The sequence below is a fragment of the Streptomyces sp. GL_140 genome, from assembly GCF_057834465.1.
The window spans coordinates 8,268,596-8,289,662 of record NZ_CM174404.1; the positions used below are offsets into that span (position 1 = coordinate 8,268,596).

Annotated in this window: 6 protein-coding genes (1 of these 6 only partly in view); 1 reads left to right on the top strand and 5 read right to left on the bottom strand. The window is 73.6% G+C overall.

All coding sequences use genetic code 11. From position 1 onward, the window contains the following. Window positions 1-11,012 carry the 3' portion of an SDR family NAD(P)-dependent oxidoreductase gene (locus AC3IYJ_RS38085; RefSeq protein WP_489399073.1) on the top strand. 19,819 nt of this gene lie to the left of the window's left edge, so the window shows 11,012 of its 30,831 coding nt (coding positions 19,820-30,831); its start codon lies beyond the left edge, outside the window; its stop codon occupies window positions 11,010-11,012. Window positions 11,013-11,094: 82 nt separating this feature from the next. Here AC3IYJ_RS38085 and AC3IYJ_RS38090 read toward each other — a convergent pair whose 3' ends face one another. The 5 genes from AC3IYJ_RS38090 to AC3IYJ_RS38110 form a co-directional block, all read right to left on the bottom strand. After that, window positions 11,095-11,922 carry an ABC transporter permease gene (locus AC3IYJ_RS38090; RefSeq protein ID WP_489399074.1) on the bottom strand — a complete coding sequence of 276 codons (828 nt, stop codon included), beginning with the start codon at window positions 11,920-11,922 and terminating at the stop codon, window positions 11,095-11,097. Next, window positions 11,919-12,941, bottom strand: a complete 1,023-nt coding sequence (locus AC3IYJ_RS38095; protein ID WP_489399075.1) for an ATP-binding cassette domain-containing protein — start codon at window positions 12,939-12,941, stop codon at window positions 11,919-11,921. Before AC3IYJ_RS38095 ends, AC3IYJ_RS38090 begins: the two co-directional genes overlap by 4 nt. Before the next feature lie 90 nt (window positions 12,942-13,031). Continuing rightward, window positions 13,032-18,152 (bottom strand): type I polyketide synthase, encoded by a 5,121-nt coding sequence (locus AC3IYJ_RS38100; protein ID WP_489399076.1) that lies wholly within the window; start codon window positions 18,150-18,152, stop codon window positions 13,032-13,034. A gap of 70 nt (window positions 18,153-18,222) precedes the next feature. Continuing rightward, window positions 18,223-20,310, bottom strand: coding sequence for an aminodeoxychorismate synthase component I (gene pabB / locus AC3IYJ_RS38105; RefSeq protein WP_489399077.1), 2,088 nt, complete (start codon window positions 20,308-20,310; stop codon window positions 18,223-18,225). Further along, window positions 20,310-21,065 (bottom strand): thioesterase II family protein, encoded by a 756-nt coding sequence (locus tag AC3IYJ_RS38110; protein WP_489399078.1) that lies wholly within the window; start codon window positions 21,063-21,065, stop codon window positions 20,310-20,312. The genes pabB and AC3IYJ_RS38110 overlap by 1 nt, the downstream gene beginning before the upstream one ends. Window positions 21,066-21,067: the final 2 nt, after the last annotated feature.

A 21,067-nucleotide genomic window follows, 5' to 3' on the forward strand; every position in this document is an offset into this window, starting at 1 on the left:
TCGTACGGCGGGCAGCGACGGCCGACAGCGGCACGGCCTCCGCCGAGCCGACCCTGACCGACCGGCTGTCCGGTCTGTCGGCGGGGGAGCGGCGGCGCACGGTGCTGGACCTGGTCCGGGCGCAGGTGGCGTCCGTGCTCGGGCACGCGTCGGCCGAGGCGGTCGGCGCGGACCGGGCCTTCCAGGAACTTGGCTTCGACTCCCTCGCCGCGACCGAGCTCCGCAACCACCTGAACCGGGCCACCGGCCTGCGGTTGCCCGCCACCCTCGCCTTCGACCACCCCAACTCCGAAGCCGTCACCGACCACGTCCTCACCCTCCTCGGCGCCGACGCAACGGGCGGGATCCCGGGCGAGGACGAGGTCCGCGAGGCCCTCCGGTCCATCCCGACGAGCCGGCTGCGCGACGCGGGGCTGATGGACAGCCTCCTGGAACTCGCGGAGGTCCGGGTCACCCCCGCGGACCTCGCCGAGGACCAGGACCAGGGCCAGGGCCAGGACACCACGGGCGCCGCCGACGGCGACGCACTGGCGGCCGCCCGCCGGGAGACCGCCCGGCTGCGCGCCGACAACCGCAAGCTCGCCGCCGACCGGCACGAGCCCATCGCGATCGTCGGCATGGCCTGCCGCTACCCCGGCGGTGTGACCAGCCCCGATGACCTGTGGCGGCTCGTCACCTCCGGCGGCGACGCGATCTCCGCGTTCCCGACCGACCGCGGCTGGGACCTGTCCTCCCTGCGCGACCCGAACGGAACCGGCCCGGACGCGTACTACACGCGCACCGGCGGGTTCCTCGACGGAGCGGCCGACTTCGACCCGGCCTTCTTCGGGATCTCACCGCGTGAGGCCCTCGCCATGGACCCGCAGCAGCGGATCACCCTGGAGCTGGCGTGGGAGGCACTGGAGCGCGCGGGCATCGACCCGACCTCGCTCCGGGGCAGCCGCACCGGCGTGTTCGCCGGCGTGATGTACCACGACTACCCGGGCAGTGACGGCAACGGCAGTGTGGTCTCGGGCCGGGTCTCCTACAAGCTCGGCCTCGAAGGCCCCGCGGTCGCGGTCGACACCGCCTGCTCGTCCTCGCTCGTCGCGCTGCACCTCGCGGTGCAGGCGCTGCGGCAGGGCGACTGCTCGCTGGCGCTGACCGGTGGTGTGACGGTGATGGCGACACCGGGCGTGTTCGCCGAGTTCGGCCGCCAGGGCGGTCTCGCCTCGGACGGCCGGTGCAAGTCGTTCGCCTCGGCGGCCGACGGCACCGGATTCGCCGAGGGCGCCGGCTTCCTCGTCGTCGAGCGGCTCTCGGACGCGGTACGCAACGGGCACCAGGTGCTCGCCGTGATCCGTGGCTCCGCCGTCAATCAGGACGGCGCCTCCAACGGCCTGACCGCCCCGAACGGCCCTTCGCAGCGCCGGGTGATCCGGCAGGCCCTCGCCAACGCGCGGCTCGCCGCCGACCAGATCGACGCCGTCGAGGCCCACGGCACCGGCACGACGCTCGGCGACCCGATCGAGGCCCAGGCCCTCCTGGCCACGTACGGTCAGGCGCGTCCGGCGGACCGGCCGCTGTGGCTGGGCTCGGTCAAGTCGAACATCGGCCACTCGCAGGCCGCCGCCGGCGTGGCCGGTGTCATCAAGATGGTCATGGCCATGCGCAATGAGGCCCTGCCGGCGACCCTGCACGTGGACGAGCCGAGCCACGAGGTCGACTGGAGCACGGGGGCCGTACGGCTGCTCACCGAGGCCCGCGACTGGGCCGGCGACTGGGCCGGCGACGGCCGGCGACCGCGCCGCGCGGGCGTCTCGTCCTTCGGCATCAGCGGCACCAACGCACACGTGATCATCGAGGAGGCCCCGACCGGCCCGACGTCCCCGGCAGCTCCCGTCGCCGCGTCCGATTCAGGCCCCGGCGACGAGGCCGGTGCCCCGGCCGCCATCGTGGTGTCCGCCGCGACCCCGGAGGCCCTGCGGGCCCAGGCAGGACGCCTGCTGGCGCTGGTCCGCGAGACCGAGGGGATACGTCCCGCCGACCTCGGTCACTCGCTCGCCACGACTCGGGCGGCACTCGAACACCGCTCGGCGTTCCCGGCGGCGGACCGCGATCAACTCCTCGCCGGTCTCGGAGCCGTGGCGCGCGGCGAGGCGGCCATGGCCGTCGCGACCGCCGCACCACTGGCCTTCCTCTTCTCGGGGCAGGGTTCGCAGCGCCTCGGGATGGGACGTGAGCTGTACGCGCGCTTCCCGGTGTTCGCGACGGCCTTCGAGGCGGTGTGCGCGGAGCTGGATGTCCCGGTGCGGGATGTGGTCTGGGGCGAGGACGCCGATGAACTGAACCGGACGGTGTTCGCGCAGGCCGGGCTGTTCGCGGTCGAGGTCGCGCTGTTCCGGCTGGTGGAGTCGTGGGGCGTGACGCCGGACTTCGTGGCCGGTCACTCCATCGGCGAGGTGGCCGCAGCCCATGTGGCCGGGGTGTTCTCGCTGGCCGACGCGTGCAGGCTGGTGGCGGCGCGTGGCCGGCTGATGCAGGCACTGCCCGCGGGTGGCGCGATGCTCGCCGTGCGGGCTTCGGAGGAAGAGGTCCTTCCGCTGCTGGGCGCGTCGTCCGTGTCCATCGCCGCGGTCAACGGTCCGTCGGCCGTGGTCGTATCCGGCGAGGAGGCGGAAGTGGAAGCCGTACGGGCCCACTTGAAGGCCCGGGGCCGGAAGGCGACCCCGTTGCGGGTCTCCCACGCATTCCACTCGCCGCTCATGGACCCGATGCTGGACGCGTTCCGCACGGTCCTGGCCGGACTGTCCTTCTCGAAGCCCTCGATCCCCGTCGTGTCCAACCTGACCGGCGAACTCGCCGAGAGCGAGCGGCTGTGCACCCCGGACTACTGGGTGAGCCACGTCCGTGAGGCGGTCCGCTTCGCCGACGGCATCCGGACCCTGGCCGCCCTGGGTGTGACCCGCTTCCTGGAACTCGGACCGGACGGCGTCCTCACCGCCATGGCCGAGGAGTCGGCCACCGAAGGTGCCGCCCTGGTCCCCGTATTGCGCAGGAACACCTCCGAGGAGTCCGCCGTACGGCTGGCCGTGGCCCGCCTCTACGCGCACGGTGTGAAGGTCGACTGGTCCGCCTGCTACGCGGGCTGCGGAGCCCGGCGCGTGGACCTGCCCACCTACGCCTTCCAGCACCGGCGGTTCTGGCCGACGGTCATGGCGTACGCGGGCGGCGCCGAATCCGTGGGGCTCAAGCCCGCGGATCACCCCCTGCTGACCGGCACCGTCGAACTGGCCGGATCGGCAGGACAGTTGTTCACCGGACGACTGTCGGTGCAGTCGCACCCGTGGCTCGCTGACCACTCGGTCATGGGCGCCGTACTCGTGCCCGGCACCGCACTGGTCGAACTGGTGATACGGGCGGGGGACGAGGTCGGCTGCGCGGCGGTGGACGAACTGACGCTGGCCGCGCCGCTGGTGCTGCCCGCCGAGGGCGGCGTACAGGTGCAGGTCTGGGTGGGGGAGCCGGACGGCTCCGGCCGCCGGCCGGTCAGTGTGCACTCACGCCCGGACACCGGCTCCGACGGCGGATGGGGACGCCACGCCGAGGGCTTCCTCGCCGTGTCCCCGGTCCCGGAGCCGGTGTTCGACGCGGCGGCCTGGCCCCCCGCGGGCGCTGAGCCCCTCGCCGTGTCCGAGGTGTACGAGCGTTTCGCCGAGGCCGGGTTCGGATACGGGCCGGTGTTCCAGGGCCTGCGGGCGGCCTGGCGGCTCGGCGAGGAGGTCTACGCCGAGGTCGCACTGCCCGAGGACGTGGACGGCGGGGTGTTCGGTCTGCACCCGGCCCTGTTCGACGCGAGCCTGCATGCGGCCGCCGCCGCGGCGGGGGCGGCCGGGGCGGCGGGCGGCGGAGTGCCGTTCGCCTGGTCCGGCGTGTCGCTGTACGCGTCCGGGGTGTCGGCCCTGCGGGCCCGGCTGACCCCGAGCGGTGACGGTGCACTGTCAGTGGCGCTCGCGGACGGGACGGGGGCGCCCGTCGCCTCCGTCCGCTCGCTCGCCGTACGACCAGTATCGGCAGGGCAGTTGGGGGAGGCGGGGGCGGCCGCGCGCGATGCGCTGTTCGCGGTGGAGTGGACACCGATCGATGTGGCCGGAATCGCGGCGCCGGATGTGGAACTGGTCCGGCTGGGCGGAGCCGCCGACTCCGCCGACTCCGCCGACTCCGGTGATGTCGTCGGATCGGCGCACGCGCTGACCGCGCGGGCGCTGGAGCTCGTACAGGAGGAGCGGCCGGCTTCCGGCGCCCCGCTGGTCGTCGTGACCCGGGGCGCGGTCTCGGGCCAGGACCCGGCCGCGGCAGCGGTGTGGGGCCTCGTACGGTCGGCGCAGTCGGAGTACCCGGGCCGCTTCGTGCTCGTGGACGTGGACGTGACAGGGGTGGAACCCGAGGCCGGGACCCTGAAGTCGCTGGCCTCCCTCGGGGAACCCCAGTTGCTCGTCCGGGACGGCCATGTGCTGGCGGCCCGGCTGGTCCGGGTCGCGAAGCCCGCAACCCCGTCCGTCCCCGAGTGGAACGGCGAGGGACGAGTCCTGATCACGGGCGGCACGGGTGCTCTGGGCCGGGCCGTCGCCCAGCACCTGGTGGCCGAGCACGGCGTACGCAGCCTGCTGCTCGTCAGCCGGCGGGGTGTCGAGGCGGACGGTGTTGCGGAGCTCGTCGCAAAGCTCGCCGAGGCGGGCGCGGACGTGTTCGTCGAGGCGTGCGACCTCACGGACCGGGTCGCCCTGGACGGGCTGCTGGCCCGCCACCGGGTCCGGGCCGTCGTACACACCGCGGGTGTGCTCGACGACGCGCTGCTCGGCTCGCTCACCCCTGAGCGGCTGGCCGCCGTACTCCGTCCCAAGGTGGACGCGGCCTGGAACCTCCACGAAGCGACCACGGGATACGACCTCGCCGCCTTCGTCCTGTTCTCCTCCGCGGCGGGCACGTTCGGCAACGCCGGTCAAGCCAACTACGCTGCCGGAAACTCCTTCCTGGACGCCCTCGCGCGGCACCGGCAGACCCTGGGTCTACCCGCTGCCTCCCTGGCCTGGGGACCGTGGGCCGGTGCGGGCGGCGGCATGACCGGCGCCCTCACCGCGACGGACACGGAACGCATGACGCGTGCGGGCATGCCCCCGTTGGTACCGGAGCAGGCGCTGGCACTCTTCGACGCCGCTCTCGCGGCCGAACGCCCGGTCGTCCTGCCGGTCCGCCTGGACCTGGCCGCGATCCGGGCGCAGGGTGAGGTGCCGGCGCTGCTGCGCAGCCTGATCCGCAAGCCCGCCCGCCGTTCGGCAGCGGCAGCCGGTGCCGACACCGGACTCACCCAGCGGCTGAGGGGTCTCGACCCGCAGGCGCGCCACGAGGCGGTGCTCGATCTCGTACGGACGCAGATCGCGCTCGTACTCGGGCACGCGGGCGCGGCGGAGGTGGATCCGGCCCGGGCCTTCCAGGACCTGGGCTTCGACTCCCTGATGGCGGTCGAGCTGCGCAACCGGATCGACGCGGCGACCGGGCTGCGGCTGCCGGCCACGCTGGTCTTCGACTACCCGAACGCCGACGTGCTCGTGCGCTTCTTGCTCGACGAGCTGTCCGGGAACGAATCCGCCGCGGCCGGGGAGCTGCCCGCCACCCGGGCGGCAGCGGCGCCGATCGCGGACGATCCGGTGGCGATCGTGGGTATGGCCTGCCACTACCCGGGCGGGGTGTCCTCGCCCGAGGACCTGTGGCAGCTGGTCGCCGACGGTGTGGACGCCGTGGGCAGCTTCCCGGCCGACCGCGGCTGGGACGTGGAGTCGCTCTACCACCCGGACCCGGACCACCTGGGCACCAGCTACACCCGCTCCGGTGGCTTCCTGGCAGGCGCCGGGGACTTCGATCCCGGCTTCTTCGGGATGAGCCCGCGTGAGGCGTTGGCCACGGATGCCCAGCAGCGGCTGCTGCTGGAGGCGACGTGGGAGGCGGTGGAGCGGGCCGGGATCGATCCGGTGTCGTTGCGCGGCTCGCAGACGGGTGTCTTCGCGGGTGTCATGTACGGGGACTACGCGAGTCTGCTCGGCGGCCGGGAGTTCGAGGGCCACCAGGGCAGCGGCAGCGCGGGCAGCATCGCCTCCGGTCGGGTGTCTTACACCTTTGGTTTTGAGGGTCCGGCGGTGACGGTGGACACGGCGTGTTCGTCGTCGCTGGTGGCGATGCATCTGGCGGCGCAGGCGTTGCGCTCGGGCGAGTGCTCGCTCGCGCTTGCCGGAGGTGTGACTGTGATGTCCACCCCGACCTCGTTCATCGAGTTCTCCCGCCAGCGGGGTCTTGCCGCCGACGGCCGCTGCAAGGCCTTCGGCGAGGCCGCCGATGGTGTGGGCTGGGGCGAGGGCGTGGGGATGGTGGTGCTGGAGCGGTTGTCGGATGCGGTGCGGAATGGGCACCGGGTGCTGGCGGTGGTGCGTGGTTCGGCAGTGAACCAGGACGGTGCGAGCAATGGTTTGACGGCTCCGAATGGTCCTTCGCAGCAGCGGGTGATCCGGCAGGCGTTGGCGAGTGGTGGTCTGTCCACGTCGGATGTGGATGTGGTGGAGGCGCACGGTACGGGTACGACGCTGGGTGACCCGATCGAGGCGCAGGCTCTGATTGCGACTTATGGGCAGGATCGTGAACTGCCGTTGTTGCTCGGTTCGGTGAAGTCGAACATCGGGCATGCGCAGGCGGCTGCGGGTGTTGCCGGTGTGATCAAGATGGTCATGGCGATGCGCCACGGCGTCGTGCCGAAGACCCTGCACGTGGATGCTCCGTCCTCGCACGTGGACTGGGCGGCGGGCGAGGTGCAGCTGCTGTCGGAGCAGCGTGTCTGGCCGGAGTCGGGCCGAGTGCGCCGGGCGGGTGTGTCCTCGTTCGGCATCAGCGGGACGAACGCGCACGTGGTACTGGAACAGCCGGAGTTGGCGGCCCCGGAGGCCGAGGAGCCCTCGCCGGTACCGGTTGTGGTGCCGTGGTTGGTGTCCGGCAAGACGGAAGAGGCTCTTCAGGATCAGGTCGCGCGGCTGTGTTCGTACGTGGAGGGGGCGGGGCTGCGGCCGGTGGATGTGGGTCTGTCCACTCTCGGCCGGTCGGTCTTCGCCCACCGCGCGGTGGTGCTGAACGGCGAGCAGGTGATCGAGGGCCGGGCGAGCGCTGACAGGACGGCGTTCCTGTTCTCCGGGCAGGGTTCGCAGCGGTTGGGTATGGGCCAGGAGTTGTATGGCCGCTTCCCGGTGTTCGCGGCGGCCTTCGACGCGGTCTGCGCGGAGCTGGACGTGCCGGTGCGGGATGTGGTCTGGGGCGAGGATGCCGATGAGCTGAACCGGACGGTGTTCGCGCAGGCCGGGCTGTTCGCGGTCGAGGTGGCGTTGTTCCGGTTGGTGGAGTCCTGGGGTGTGACGCCGGACTTCGTGGCCGGTCATTCCATTGGTGAGGTGGCCGCGGCGCACGTGGCCGGGGTGTTCTCGCTGGCCGATGCGTGCAGGTTGGTCGCGGCGCGCGGGCGGCTGATGCAGGCGCTGCCTGAGGGCGGCGCGATGCTCGCGGTGGCGGCAACGGAGGACGAAGTCCGGCCACTGTTGGGTGAGTTCGTGTCGATCGCGGCGGTGAACGGTCCGTCGGCCGTGGTGGTTTCGGGGGCCGAGGACGCGGTGGAGGCGATCCGTGCGCACTTCGAGGGCGCGGGGCGCAAGACGACCCGTCTGCGTGTTTCGCACGCGTTCCACTCGCCGTTGATGGATCCGATGCTGGACGAGTTCCGTGCGGTGGTGTCGGGCCTGTCGTTCGCGACTCCGCGGATCGGCATGACCGTGGACGCGGACAGGGTGTGCGACCCGGAGTACTGGGTGAGGCACGTCCGCGACACGGTCCGCTTCGCCGACGGCATCCGCGCACTCACCGGCCTCGGCGTCACCCGCTTCCTCGAACTGGGACCGGACGGAGTCCTGACCGCGCTGGCCGCCGAATCCGTCCCGGACGGCACGACCGTGCTGGTCCCCGTCCTGCGCAGGGACCGAGACGAGGAGGAATCGGCTCTCCAGGCTCTGGCCCGGCTTCACGTGAGCGGCGCCGAGGTCGACTGGACCGCCCTCTTCGCGGGCACCGGAGCCCGTTCGGTGGATCTGCCGACGTACGCCTTCCAGCGCCGCCGCTACTGGCCTACCGGGACACCCGCGGGCCGGGGCGGGGCGGAGGCGATCGGGCTTCGGTCCGCCGAACATCCGCTGCTCTCCGGGGCGGTGGAGCTGGCAGGATCCGACGGGTTCCTGTTCACCGGCCGGCTCTCGGTGGGCACCCACCCGTGGCTGGCGGACCACACGGTCATGGGTTCGGTGGTGGTACCCGGTACGGCCCTGCTCGAACTCGCCGTCCGGGCGGGCGACGAGCTCGGCTGCCCAACCGTCGAGGAGCTGACCCTCGCCGCGCCGCTGGTCCTTCCCGAACGGGGCGGCGCCGTGCAACTGCAGGTGGTCGCGGCCGCGCCCGACGCCTCGGGGCGCCGTGCACTCACCGTGCACTCCCGGCCCGCCGCCGGAGGCGTCCACGAGCCGTGGACGCTCAACGCCAGTGGGGTGCTCGCCGACGGGCCCGCCCGCTCCGGTACGCCGCTCGACGCCGCGGTCTGGCCGCCGGCCGGAGCACAGGCCCTCGATGTGGCGGAGGTGTACGAGCGGTTCGCCGGGGCCGGGTTCGAGTACGGCCCGGTGTTCCGGGGGCTGCGCGCGGCCTGGCGGCTCGACGACGAAGTTTATGCGGAGGTCGCCCTGCCCGACGGCGTCGAAGGATCGGCCTTCGCCCTGCACCCGGCGCTGTTCGATGCCACCCTGCACGCGTTCGCGCTGGGCGGCGGCGAAGGGGGCGCCGCCGAGGAACGCGGCGGGGTCCCGTTCTCCTGGACCGGTGTCTCGCTGCACGCCTCGGGCGCCTCGGCGGTTCGGGCCCGGCTGAGCCGGTCCGGTACGGGTGGCGCGGTGTCCCTCGTCCTCGCGGACACCACCGGCGCGCCGGTGGCCTCCGTGGAGTCCCTCGTCGTACGGCCCCTCGGCGCCGAACAGCTGGGCGCGGCAGGCCGGGGCGTCCGGGACTCCCTCTTCCACCTGGACTGGACACCCGTCGACATCGACATCGACAGCGACGCCGGAGGGACCCCGCGGACCGTGGTGCTCACCACGTCAGGTGACGCGGTCACGTCCATCCCGGGCGACTTCCCGGTCTACGCAGGCCTGGCCGAGCTGGCCGCCGACGAGACGCACCCGGTCCCGGACGTGGTGCTCGTACCGCTGACGGACGGGGGAGCGGACGGCGGATCGGGTGGAGGTGCGCCTGAAGCGGTGCACGGCCACACGGTTCGAGCCCTGGAACTGGCCCAGGAATGGCTGACCGAGGACCGGTTCGCCGACGCACGCCTGGTGTTCCTCACCCGGGGCGCGGCCTCGGGCGCGGACCTCGCGGCCGCGGCCGTCTCGGGGCTGGTGCGCTCGGCGATCTCGGAGAACCCCGGCCGCTTCGGCCTGGTGGACCTCGACGGTACGGACACGGCGGCCCTGCTGCCGCAGGCCCTCGCCACCGGGGAGCCGCAGCTGCTCCTGCGCGGCGGTGCCGTACTCGCCGCCCGCATCGCCCGGATCCCCGACCGGGCGCCGGCCGCCCCGGCCTGGGCCGGCGAGGGCGCGGTCCTGATCACCGGCGGTACCGGCGGCCTGGGCCGACTCCTGGCCCGGCACCTGGTCGCCGAACACGGCGTACGCGAGTTGGTGCTGGTCAGCCGGCGCGGCGCCGACGCCGAAGGAGCGGCCGAACTCGTAGCCGAACTCGCCGGGTCCGGTGCCCGCGCGGTGGTCGAGGCCTGCGACGTCGCGGATCCGGCCGCGGTGGCACGGCTCGTCGCCCGCCACCCCCTGCGCGCGGTGATCCACACCGCGGGCGTGCTGGCCGACGGTGTCGTCGGATCCCTGACTCCGCAGCGGCTCGCAGAGGTCCTGCGTCCCAAGGCGGACGCGGCCTGGAACCTGCACGAGGCGACTCGGGGCCTGGCCCTGGAGGCGTTCGTCCTGTTCTCCTCGGCGGCCGGAACCCTCGGCAACGCCGGCCAGGCCAACTACGCCGCGGCAAACGCCTATCTGGACGGGCTCGCCCGGCACCGGCGCGCCCAAGGCCTGCCCGGTACCTCCCTGGCCTGGGGTCCGTGGACGCGCACCGGAGGCATGACCGGCGAACTGACCGACGCCGAGGCGGAACGCATGGCGCGGGCAGGCCTCCCGCCGCTCACCCCGGAGCAGGGCCTCGAACTGTTCGACACGCTGGCGGGCGGCGCCGAGCCGGCCGCACTGCCGGTCCGGCTCGACCTCGCGGCGCTGCGCGCCCGTGGGGAGGTGCCGGCACTGCTGCGCGGCCTGATCCGGACGACCGTACGCCGCGTCGCGGCGACGGACGGGAGGAGCGGCGGGCTGACCGACCGGCTCGCGGCCCTGCCGCAGGCGGAGCGGTACGAGGCCCTGCTCGCGGAGGTACGCGGCCAGGCCGCGGCGGTCCTGGGGCACGCGCAGGCAGCCGACCTGGACCCGCAGCGCTCGTTCCAGGACCTCGGCCTCGACTCGCTGACCGCGATCGAGCTGCGGAACCGCCTCGGAGTCCTGACCGGGACCCGGCTGCCCGCCACCCTGGTCTTCGACTACCCGACGACCGGGGAACTGGTGGACCACCTGTACGCGCTTCTCGACCTGGCACCGCAGGGGCGGCCCGACGCCTCCGTCGCCCTGCTGGCCGAACTGGCCCGACTGGAACTGGCCTTCACGGAGACGGAGGTCAGCGACGAGGTGTTCGCGCAGGTCGCGGGACGCCTCGACGTCCTGAAGGAGAAGTGGGGCGCGCTGCGCGCCGCGGGCTCGGGCGAACCCGCGGAAGGCGAGGGCGGGTTCGACTTCGACACGGCCTCCGACGAGGAGGTGTTCGACCTGCTGGACAAGCAGCTCGGCCTGTAGGCGCCGGTCAGGACGGAGCCCCTGGGCCCGGACTTCCAAGGATGTCCGGGCCCAGGGGCTCCGTGCCGTTCCGCGGCGTCGGCTACTGCATCGGCCGGCGGAACCCGACCACCGCCAGGGCGCCGCCCACGGCGGCGATCACACCGCCGATGACCAGAGCCGGGACGATCGCGTCCGTGCCCGGTATGCCCAGCGCGAGCGCGCGGGTCGCGTCGATCGCGTACGTGAGGGGGTTGACCCCGGCGACCGCGGCCAGCCAGTCCGGCAGGTCCTTGACCGGCATGTAGGCACTGGACGCGAACATCAGCGGCAGGACCGCGATGACCGCGAGGTTCTGCATCGGCTCGGCCCGCCGCAGCCAGGCCCCGGCTGCGATGAACAGCCAGCCCAGGGACCAGCTCATGAACAGGGTCAGCCCCACGGATGCCGCCACATCGGCGACTCCGCCGTGCGGTGCGTAGCCGAGCGCACCGATCGCCAGCACCAGGATGACTCCGGCCTGTACCGCGCTGCGCACCAGGTTGGCGAGGCTGCGGGCGATCAGCAGCGAGGACGGCATGATCGGCAGCGACCGGAGGCGGGCCACCACCCCGTTCTTCAGGTCGTCGACGAGACCGACGCCCGACTGGACCGCCGACTGCACCGCGTTGTCGACCAGCACCGCCGACAGCACGAAGTCGAGGTAGGTGATTCCGGCGGGGAAATGCGGGGGTGCACCCATCTTGCTGAACACTTGTGTCAGCACGAACAGGATGATCACCGGCTGCAGCAGGCCGAACAGCATCACGCCCGGGTCGGTGGCCATCGAGCGCAGCGAACGCGCGGTGAGCACGCGGATCTGGAGGAACACCGAACTGTCGGGCCACACGGACCGTGGCGGCGTGGTGGTGGTGACGGCGGTGGCGGTCATGCGGCAGGTCCTCCGTACGGAGCGGACAGCGCGGGCACATGGGGGACAGGGGGCTCGGCGGTTACGGGTGTCCGTCCGGCCAGGGCGAGGTAGACGTCGTGGAGGGTGGGTTCGCCGAAGGACAGCTCGGTGGCCTCGGCCCCGGCCTGGTCCAGGGCGCGGACCACCGTGGCCACGTCCTTCGACGTGTCGATCGGGATGACGAGGCAGCCGCTCTGCGGGTCCACTGCCGGGTCCAGGGAGGACCGGCGCAGCGCCCCGACCGCGCTCTCCCGGTCGGCCGCCGCGTCGAGCGTGACGGTGACGGTGCGGCGGCCCACGGCCGCCTTCAGTTCCGCTGCCGTACCGCTCGCGATGACCCGCCCGCCGGACAGCACGGTGATGGAGTTTGCGAGCCGGTCGGCCTCCTCCAGGTACTGGGTGGTGAGCAGCACCGTGGCGCCCTCGGCCACCAGGCCCTCGACGATCTCCCACAGGCCCAGCCGGGCCGCCGGGTCCAGACCGGTGGTCGGCTCGTCCAGGAAGACCACTTCCGGACGGCCGACCAGGCTCGCCGCCAGGTCGAGCCGTCGGCGCAGACCGCCGGAGTACGTGCGGGCGCGGCGCCCGGCCACGTCCTGGAGCGCGAACAGCTCCAGCAGTTCATCGGCGCGCCCCCGGGCCGCCCGGCGGCCGGCGCCCAGCAGCCGGGCGATCAGTATCAGGTTGTCCCGGCCGTTCAACCGGCCGTCCACCGAGGCGAACTGTCCCGTCAGCCCGATGCGCCGACGTACCTCGCGCGGTCGGCGCGTCACGTCGTACCCGGCGACCGTGGCGGTACCGGAAGTGGGCGGGAGCGCGGCGGTGAGGATGCCCACCAGGGTGGTCTTGCCCGCGCCGTTGTGGCCCAGCAGGCCCAGTACGGACCCCCGGGGGACGGAGATGTCCACCGAGTCCAATGCGCGCACCGGGCCGAAGGTCTTGCTGAGGTCCCGCGCCTCGATCATGTTCTCGGGAGGCTCGATGGGGAGCCCGTTCATGGGAGTTCTCCAGGGTCGTCGGGTTCGGGAAAGGGAACAGCCGACCGGCACGGGTGCCGGTCGGCTGTGGTGTGGGACCGAGCCGGTCCGTCAGCGGTCGACGCCGTCCAAGCGCCGGAACAGGTCCGCGTCGCTGGCGCTGTCGAGGTCGAAGGGTGTGGCCGCCGAGTGGTCGGCGAGGGGCACGGACCGCAGGTCGCGTACGAGTGCCCCGAGGCGGGCGGCGGTGTCCGGGTCGATCTCCGAGCCCGCGGACAGCAGTGCGTCCAGCTCGGCCACGAGGCCGGACACGGTACGGCCGGCCGGCCCGGTGAGCTCCCCCGCCAGGTCCTGCCGTACCAGGTGGACCACGGCCGCCGGGGTCGGGTGGTCGAACACGAGGGTGGTCGGCAGCCGCGTTCCGGTGGCTGCCCGCAGCCGGTTGCGCAGCTCGACCGCGCTGACCGAGGTGATGCCCATGTCGGAGAAGGACACGTCGGCGTCGCCGGCGGTCAGACGGCGGCCGCCGAGCACGGATCCGGTCTCGTCCAGCACCAGCCTGGTCAGCAGCGCCCGCTGTGCGGCCCCGCCCAGCCCGGCGAGCCGGCCGGCGAGCACCGTGGAGGTCGGCTCGGGAGCTGCGGCGGGGGGACCGTCCGCGGCCCAGAAGGTGCGGTGCTGGAAGGGGTACGTGGGCAGCGGCACCGCCACCGCGCCGGGCAGCACCGACTTCCAGGCCACCGGCACCCCGCGCAGGTGCAGCCCCGCGACCGCCGCGAGCATCGAACGTTCCTCGGCGGCGCCGCCGGCCGCGATGACGGCCCCGGGCACCTGACGTACGGCCAGGCACTCCTCCAGCATCGGCGTCAGCGCGGGCTGGGGGCCCAGTTCCAGGAACACCCCGGAGCCGTCGGCCAGCATCCGGCCGACCGCGTCGTGGAAGCGGACCGGCTCCCGGACGTGGCGCACCCAGAAATGCGGATCGCACGCCTCGGCGGCGGTGAGCGGCGCCCCGGTCAGGCAGGAGACGACCGGTACGGCGGGGGCGGCGAAGGCGAGCCCGGCGACGACCTCCCGGAACTCGTCCAGCATCGGATCCATCAGCGGGGAGTGGAAGGCGTGGCTGACGGCGAGCTGCTTGGCCCGGACACCGGAGGCCGCCAGCCTCCCGGCCAGCTCCTCCAGAGGCTCGGTCGCACCGGAAAGGACTACGGAACGCGGACCGTTGACGGCGGCCACTACGACCGGACCACCCTGCAGGACCTCCAGCCACGGGCCCAGCTCGGCCTCCGGGAGCCGTACGGCCAGCATGGCGCCGCCCTCCGGCAGCCGCTGCATCAGCCGCCCCCGGGCGGCGACCAGCCGGGCCGCGTCCGCGAGGGAGAGCACCCCCGCGAGGTGCGCGGCGGTGATCTCGCCCACCGAATGCCCCACCAGCCGGCCGGGTGCAACACCCCACGACTCCAACAGCCGGTGGAGGGCCACCCCGTGGGCGAAGAGCGCCGGCTGCGTGTACTCCGTACGGTCCAGCAGCGCGGCGTCGGCCGCCCACATCACCTCGGTCAACGGCCGGTCCAGCAGCGGATCGAGCACGCCGCACACCTCCCGCAGCGCCGCTGCGAACACCGGGTACGTGCGCGCCAGTTCGCGGCCCATGCCGGGCCGCTGACTGCCCTGCCCGGCGAGGACGAACGCCAGATCGCCGTCGCTCCGGTCAGCGGCCGAGGACTCGTACTCCGCCAATGCCCGGACCGATCCGAGGAGTTCACCCGCGTCCGTACCGACGGCGAACGCCTGGTGCTCAGGATGCACGGCGCGGCTCACGGCCAGCGAGTAGGCGATGTCCCTGGCCGGTAGTCCGGGCCGGGACTCCACATGCGCCGCCAGCCCGCGGGCCCGGTCGCGCAGGGCGGGCGCACTGCGCGCCGACAGCACCCACGCCACCGGGCCGGAGCCGGCCGCCGGCCGTTCGCCGGCGGACCCCTCGGGAGCCTCCTCGGGGGCCTCCTCCAGAATCACGTGCGCGTTGGTCCCGCTGATACCGAACGAGGACACCCCCGCCCGGCGCGCTCGCCCGGTCTCCCGGGGCCACGGCCGGGCCTCGGTGAGCAGTCGCACGGTGCCCGCCGACCAGTCCACGTGCGAGGTCGGCACGTCCACGTGCAGGGTCCTGGGCAGTACGCCGCCCCGCAGCGCCATGACGCTCTTGATCACGCCCGCCACGCCCGCCGCGGCCTGAGCGTGCCCGATGTTCGACTTCACCGAGCCCAGCCACAGGGGCCTGGCCGCATCGCGCGCGGCGCCGTACGTGCCGTGCAGCGCCTGCGCCTCGATCGGGTCGCCGAGCTTCGTTCCGGTGCCGTGCGCCTCCACCACGTCCACGTCGGCGGCGGTCAGCCCGGCGTCGGCCAGTGCCTGCCCGATCACCCGCCGCTGCGCGGGCCCGTGCGGGGCGGTCATCCCGTTGGAGGCACCGTCCTGGTTCACCGCCGAGCCGCGGACCAGCGCGAGGACCGGATGCCCGTTGCGCCGGGCGTCGGACAGCCGTTCCAGTACGAGCAGGCCGACCCCTTCCGACCAGGCCGCACCGTCGGCGGCGTCCGCGAAGGACTTGCAGCGGCCGTCGGGGGCCAGTCCGCGCAGCCGGGAGAACTCCGTGAACGATGCCGGGGTGGCCATCACGGCGACACCGCCCGCCAGCGCCAGGGACGACTCGCCGGACCGCAGCGAGCGGCACGCCAGATGGAGCGCGACCAGCGAGGACGAGCAGGCCGTGTCCACGGTCAGCGCGGGCCCCTGGAGACCGAAGGTGTACGAGATCCGGCCCGCCAGGGCGCTTCCGGCGGTGCCCAGGGCGAGCAGCCCCTCCAACTCCGGGCGGTCGCCGCCGGAAACCGACTGCGCGTAGTCGTGGTACATGGCGCCCACGAAGACCCCCGTGTGCGAGCCGTGCAGCGCGGACGGGTCGACTCCGGCCCGTTCCAGGGCCTCCCAGGCGGTCTCCAGCAGGAGCCGCTGCTGCGGGTCGGCGGCCAGCGCCTCCCGGTCGGAGAACCCGAAGAACCCCGCGTCGAACGCACCCGCGCCGGCCAGGAACCCACCCTCGCGGGCGTACGAGGTACCGGGGCGCTCGGGGTCGCCGAAGAGCCGGTCCAGGTCCCAGCCGCGGTCCTCGGGGAAGCTCCCGATCGCGTCCCGGCCTTCCGTCACCAGGTCCCACAGGTCCTCGGGGCCGCGTACCCCGCCGGGCAGCCGGCAGGCCATGCCCACGACGGCGACCGGATCGTCGCACCCAACGGGCCGGGGCACCGCGGGGGAGGGCGGCACGGTGTCCTGAACCGCCTCGCCCCGCAGGTGGCGGGCCACGGCGTCGGGCGTGGGGAAGTCGAAGGCGAGGGAGGCGGGCAACGGGAGACCGGTCGCCTCGGCGAGCAGATTCCGCAGCCGGATGCTGCGCACGGAGTCCAGGCCGTGGCCGCGGAAGGTCGTGCCGGCTCCGATGGGCGCGGCTCCGGTGACGGGCTCCAGTGCCTTGGTGACGCAGGTGCGGACCAGCTCCAGGGCCGCCGCGTAGGACGCGGGCACGGAGCCGCCGCCCGCCGCGACGGCCGGTCCGTGTTCCGCCAGCAGGGCCTCCAGCGCCCGCCGGTGCAGCTTGCCGGCCGGGGTGCGGGGCAGCTCCTCGACCACCACCAGCTCCAGCGGGATCTTGTAGTCGGCGACCCCGCGCTCCAGCAGGAACGCGGTCACCCGCTCCAGCGTGACGGCGCGTTCGGCGCGCCCGCTCACCACCAGGCACGGGTACTCGCCCAGGCGCCGGTCGGGGCGCGCGACCACGGCGGCCGGCCCGAGGCCCGGCATGTCCGCCAGCAGCCCCTGGATCTCGGTCGCGTCGAACTTCCGGCCACCCGTGTTGATCAGCTCGGCGGAACGGCCCAGGAAGCGGACCCGTCCGTCGCCGTCCACGCTCGCCCGGTCCCCGGTGCGCAGCCAGCCGTCCCCGGTGACCGCCGTCGCGGTCAGCTCCGGCTCGCCGTAGTAGCCGCGGAACATGCCGGGGCTGCGGTAGTGCAGCTCGCCCGGTTCGCCGGTCGCGGACTCGGCGCCGTCCTCGCCGAGGACGCGCACGCTCGCGCCGAAGGTCGGCCGGCCCACGCTGCGCGCGGCCACGCCGACGGGGTCGGCGGCGGACGTGCAGGTGCCGGTGCCCAGTTCGGACATGCCCCACACCACGACCAGCGGACTGCCGAGGACCTCGCGCACCCGCGTCACCAGCGCGGCCGGAACCGCCGCTCCGGCCGTCCGCACCTCGCGCGGCCGGAATCCGGCCCGCTCCCCGGTGTCCGCGAGCCGGGCCACCACGTCGTGGAGCTGTGCCGGCACCGCGAAGACCACGCCGGGGCGCGCCCGACGGGCCAGTTCCAGGAACCGGTCCGGGTCCCAGCCGCGCAGCAGCACCTGCCGGCAGCGGGCGAACAGGGCGGAGTGCAGGGACTGGAGGCCGAAGAGATGGGTGAGCGGGCACGCGGTCAGCACCGCGCCGCCGAAGGAGGCGGCCGCTTCCTCCGTCACGGCCGCCGTGTTCGACAGCAGCCCGTCGTGACTGTGCAGGCAGATCTTGGGCCGGGCGGATGTCGTCCCGGAGGACGGCAGCAGCACGAACGGCATCTCCGGCCGTACCTCGGCCGGGTGCGGGGCCGCGCCCGCCCACCGCTCCAGCAGCGCGTCGACGCCTACGAGGCCCCCTCGGCCGGAGTCGGGGCCCGCCACCAGGACCGACCGCAGCGAAGGAACCGCCGACCGCAGCGCGGCGAGGGCGGGTGCGTCCGCCGTGTGCGCGGAGTCCGGGGGCAGCACCATCGCGACCGGCGCCACCCGTTCCACCAGCGCGAGCACGTCGGCGCTGCCGTGGCCCTGGTGCACGGGCATCATGACCGCGCCGATCGCCGCGACGGCCAGGTGCAGGGTCTCGTACTCCCAGCAGTTGGGCAGCTGGACCGCGACCACGTCACCGACGCCGACGCCCAGTTCCTGGAGTCCGCGGGCGAGCGCGTCGACCTCCGCCGCCCACTGCTGCCAGGTCCGGTGCCGGTCCCCGTCGCTCAGGGCCACGGCCTCCGGTTCCACCTGCGCGGCGGCCCGGAAAACGGCCGGGAGCGTCAGGCCGCGCAGCGCCCCGAGCGGCCCGGCGGCCGGTTCGACCGCGTAGTCATCGACATGGACGGACACCATTACTCCCGAGAAGGCCGGCCGTGGGGCGTGTTGCCGCTCCATGCTCGGCCCGAGCCCACCGGGAAAAGCCCTAGACCTGGTCCGGAGACGGATCGGGCGAGAGCAGCGCCCGCAGTGGCGCCGACTTGACCAGCGTCTCCTCGTACTCGGCCGCCGGGTCCGACAGGGCGATCACCGCACCGCCGACGCCGTAGCGCAAGGTGCCCTCGCTGAGCACCACCGTGCGGATGACGATGCTGAGATCCGCCGCGCCGGTCAGGGAGAAGTAGCCGATCGCCCCCGAGTAGATGCCGCGGGGGCCGCCTTCGAGCCGGTCGATGATCTCCATGGTGCGGATCTTCGGCGCGCCCGTCATGGAACCGCCGGGGAAGGCCGCGCGGACGCCCGCCACCGCGCTCGTTCCGGCGCGCAACTGCGCCCGTACGGTGCTGACGAGCTGGTGCACGGTGGCGTACGACTCGACCTGGAAGACCGGGTCGGCGACGACCGAGCCCACCTCGGCGCACCGGCCCAGGTCGTGCCGGACCAGGTCGACGATCATCAGGTTTTCCGCCCGGTCCTTTTCGTTCGAGGCGAGGTCGGCGGCGAGCCGGGCGTCCTCGACCGGGTCGGCGTGCCGGGGACGGGTTCCCTTGATGGGCTTGGACTCCATCAGCCCCTGCCCGCCGATGCGCAGGAACCGCTCCGGCGAGGTGCTCAGCACCGAGAGGGTGCCGAAACCGAGGAACGCGGCGAACGGAGCCGGACTGACCCGGCGCAGGTGACGGTAGGCCTGCCACGGGTCGAGGGCGGTCGGTGCCTCGATCATGTTGGTCAGGCACACCTCGTACGTCTCGCCGGCACGTATCTCCTCCTGGCAGACGTCGATGAGCTTGAGGTAGGCGTCGCGGTCGTGGCGCGGCCGCAGCTCCGGCCCGGTGGGTCCGGCCGGGGCGGGGCACGGAACGGGCGCCTGTTCCACGAGCCGCGCGAGCTCGACCGCCGTGGTGCGCAGCCACGCGCGGGCCGGGGCTTCGTCACAGTCCTCGGCGAGCGCGAGGAGGTACGTGGTGTCCGTACGGTGGTCGAGGACGACGGCCCGGTCCGCGAAGACCATCACGGCGTCCGGGTCGGGGGAGTGGTGGGCCGTCTCGCCACCGCACTCGGCCTTGAGCTCGTAGCCCAGGCAGCCCACCCAGCCCAGCGCGAACTCGAAGGGCAGCTCGGGGACTTCGCTGCTCAGCGTGGCGAGATCCTGCTCCAGCCAGTCGAGGAACGGGCTGCGAACGGTCCGTGGCCGCCGGTTCGCGGTGACGGTCACGGTGCCGTCGGACACGTCGGCGGTGACGGTGCGGGCCAGTGGCCCGGAGGCGTTGCCCATGACCGAGATCTGCCCGAGCCGGGCGTCGGTACGGCTGCTGTCCAGCCAGAATGGGTGCTCGCCGGCCCGGAACAGCCGGTCGAAGGCTGCTTCGGCCTCCCAGCGGGTGCCGAGCTGCTCGGCGAGTACCCGCAGCCGCCGGACCCGCGCCGGCGCGGGCGGGGACGACGGGGCCGGGAGCGCCGCTCGGGCGGGGCGCCGCGCACGGCCACGCCGTCCGTACGCGTACGTCAGGTCACGGAAGTTGGCCAGCAGGCGATGGCCGCTGCCCGTGCCGATCGACTCGGGGTGGAACTGCACGCCCCACAGCGGCAGGGTGCGATGGCGCAGGGCCATGACCACGTCGTCGTCGGCGCTGCGGGCGATCGCCTCCAGCGCGGGAGGGAGCGAGGTGACGGCCAGCGAGTGGTAGCGCACCACCTCCAACGGGTCGGGGACGCCCTCGAACAGTCCCGTGCCGTCGTGCCGGACGAGGGAGGTCCGGCCGTGGCGCGGTGTCGGGGCCGGACCGACCTCGCCGCCGTGCGCCAGCGCCATGCCCTGGTGGCCGAGGCACACACCGAGCACGGGGAGCCGGCCCTCCTCGGCGATCCGCGCGCACAGGCCGAAGTCGGCCGGGCGGTGCGGGGTGCCGGGGCCGGGCGACAGCACGACGTTGTCGAACCCGTCGAGGAGTCCCTCCCGCCAGGCGGGGTCGTCGTTGAGGATCACCTCCGGCTCCCGGCCGTTGACCTCGGCGAGGTAGTGGAAGAGGTTGTAGGTGAAGGAGTCGTAGTTGTCGACGAGGAGGGTGCGCATCACAGGATCCCGAGTTCGCGTGCCATCTCGTCGCCCACGGCCCTGATGTGGTGGGTGAGGAAGAAGTGGCCGCCGGGGTAGACCTCCATCCGGAAGGCGCCTTCGGTGTGCTCCTGCCAGGCCCGGGCCTCGGCCCACGAGGTGCGCGGGTCGGCGTCGCCCGTGAGCACGGTGACCGGGCAGCGGAGCTTGCGGCCGGGCGGGCAGCCGTACTTCTCGATGGCCTCGTAGTCCCCGCGGATGGCCGGCAGCGCCATGCGCAGGATCTCCTCGTCGCCGAGGAGGTCCGGGCTGGTGCCGTTCAACAGCCGCAGTTCGGCGATGATGCCGTCGTCGTCGCGGCGGTGCACGGTCTCGGCGCGCACGGTGGACGGGCCCCGGCGGCCGGAGGCGATCACGGACCTCGGCTCGTGGGCGCCCTTCTGCTCCAGCCGCCAGGCCGTCTCGAAGGCGAGCACGGCGCCCAAGCTGTGCCCGAAGAACACGGTCGGCTTCTCGTCCAGCGTCAGCAGCTCGTCGACGACGAGATCGGCCAGCGTGCCGATGTCCTGGACGCAGGGCTCTTTGCGGCGGTCCTGGCGGCCGGGGTATTGCAGGGCGATGACGTCGACGGCGCGGGAGAACCGCGCCGACACCGGGTGGAAGAAACTGGCGGACCCACCGGCATGCGGGAAGCAGACCAGCCGGACGGGGCTGTCCGGGGCCGGGTGGAAGCGGCGCAGCCACAGGGCCGAGGAGTGGTCCGTGCTGTTCAAGG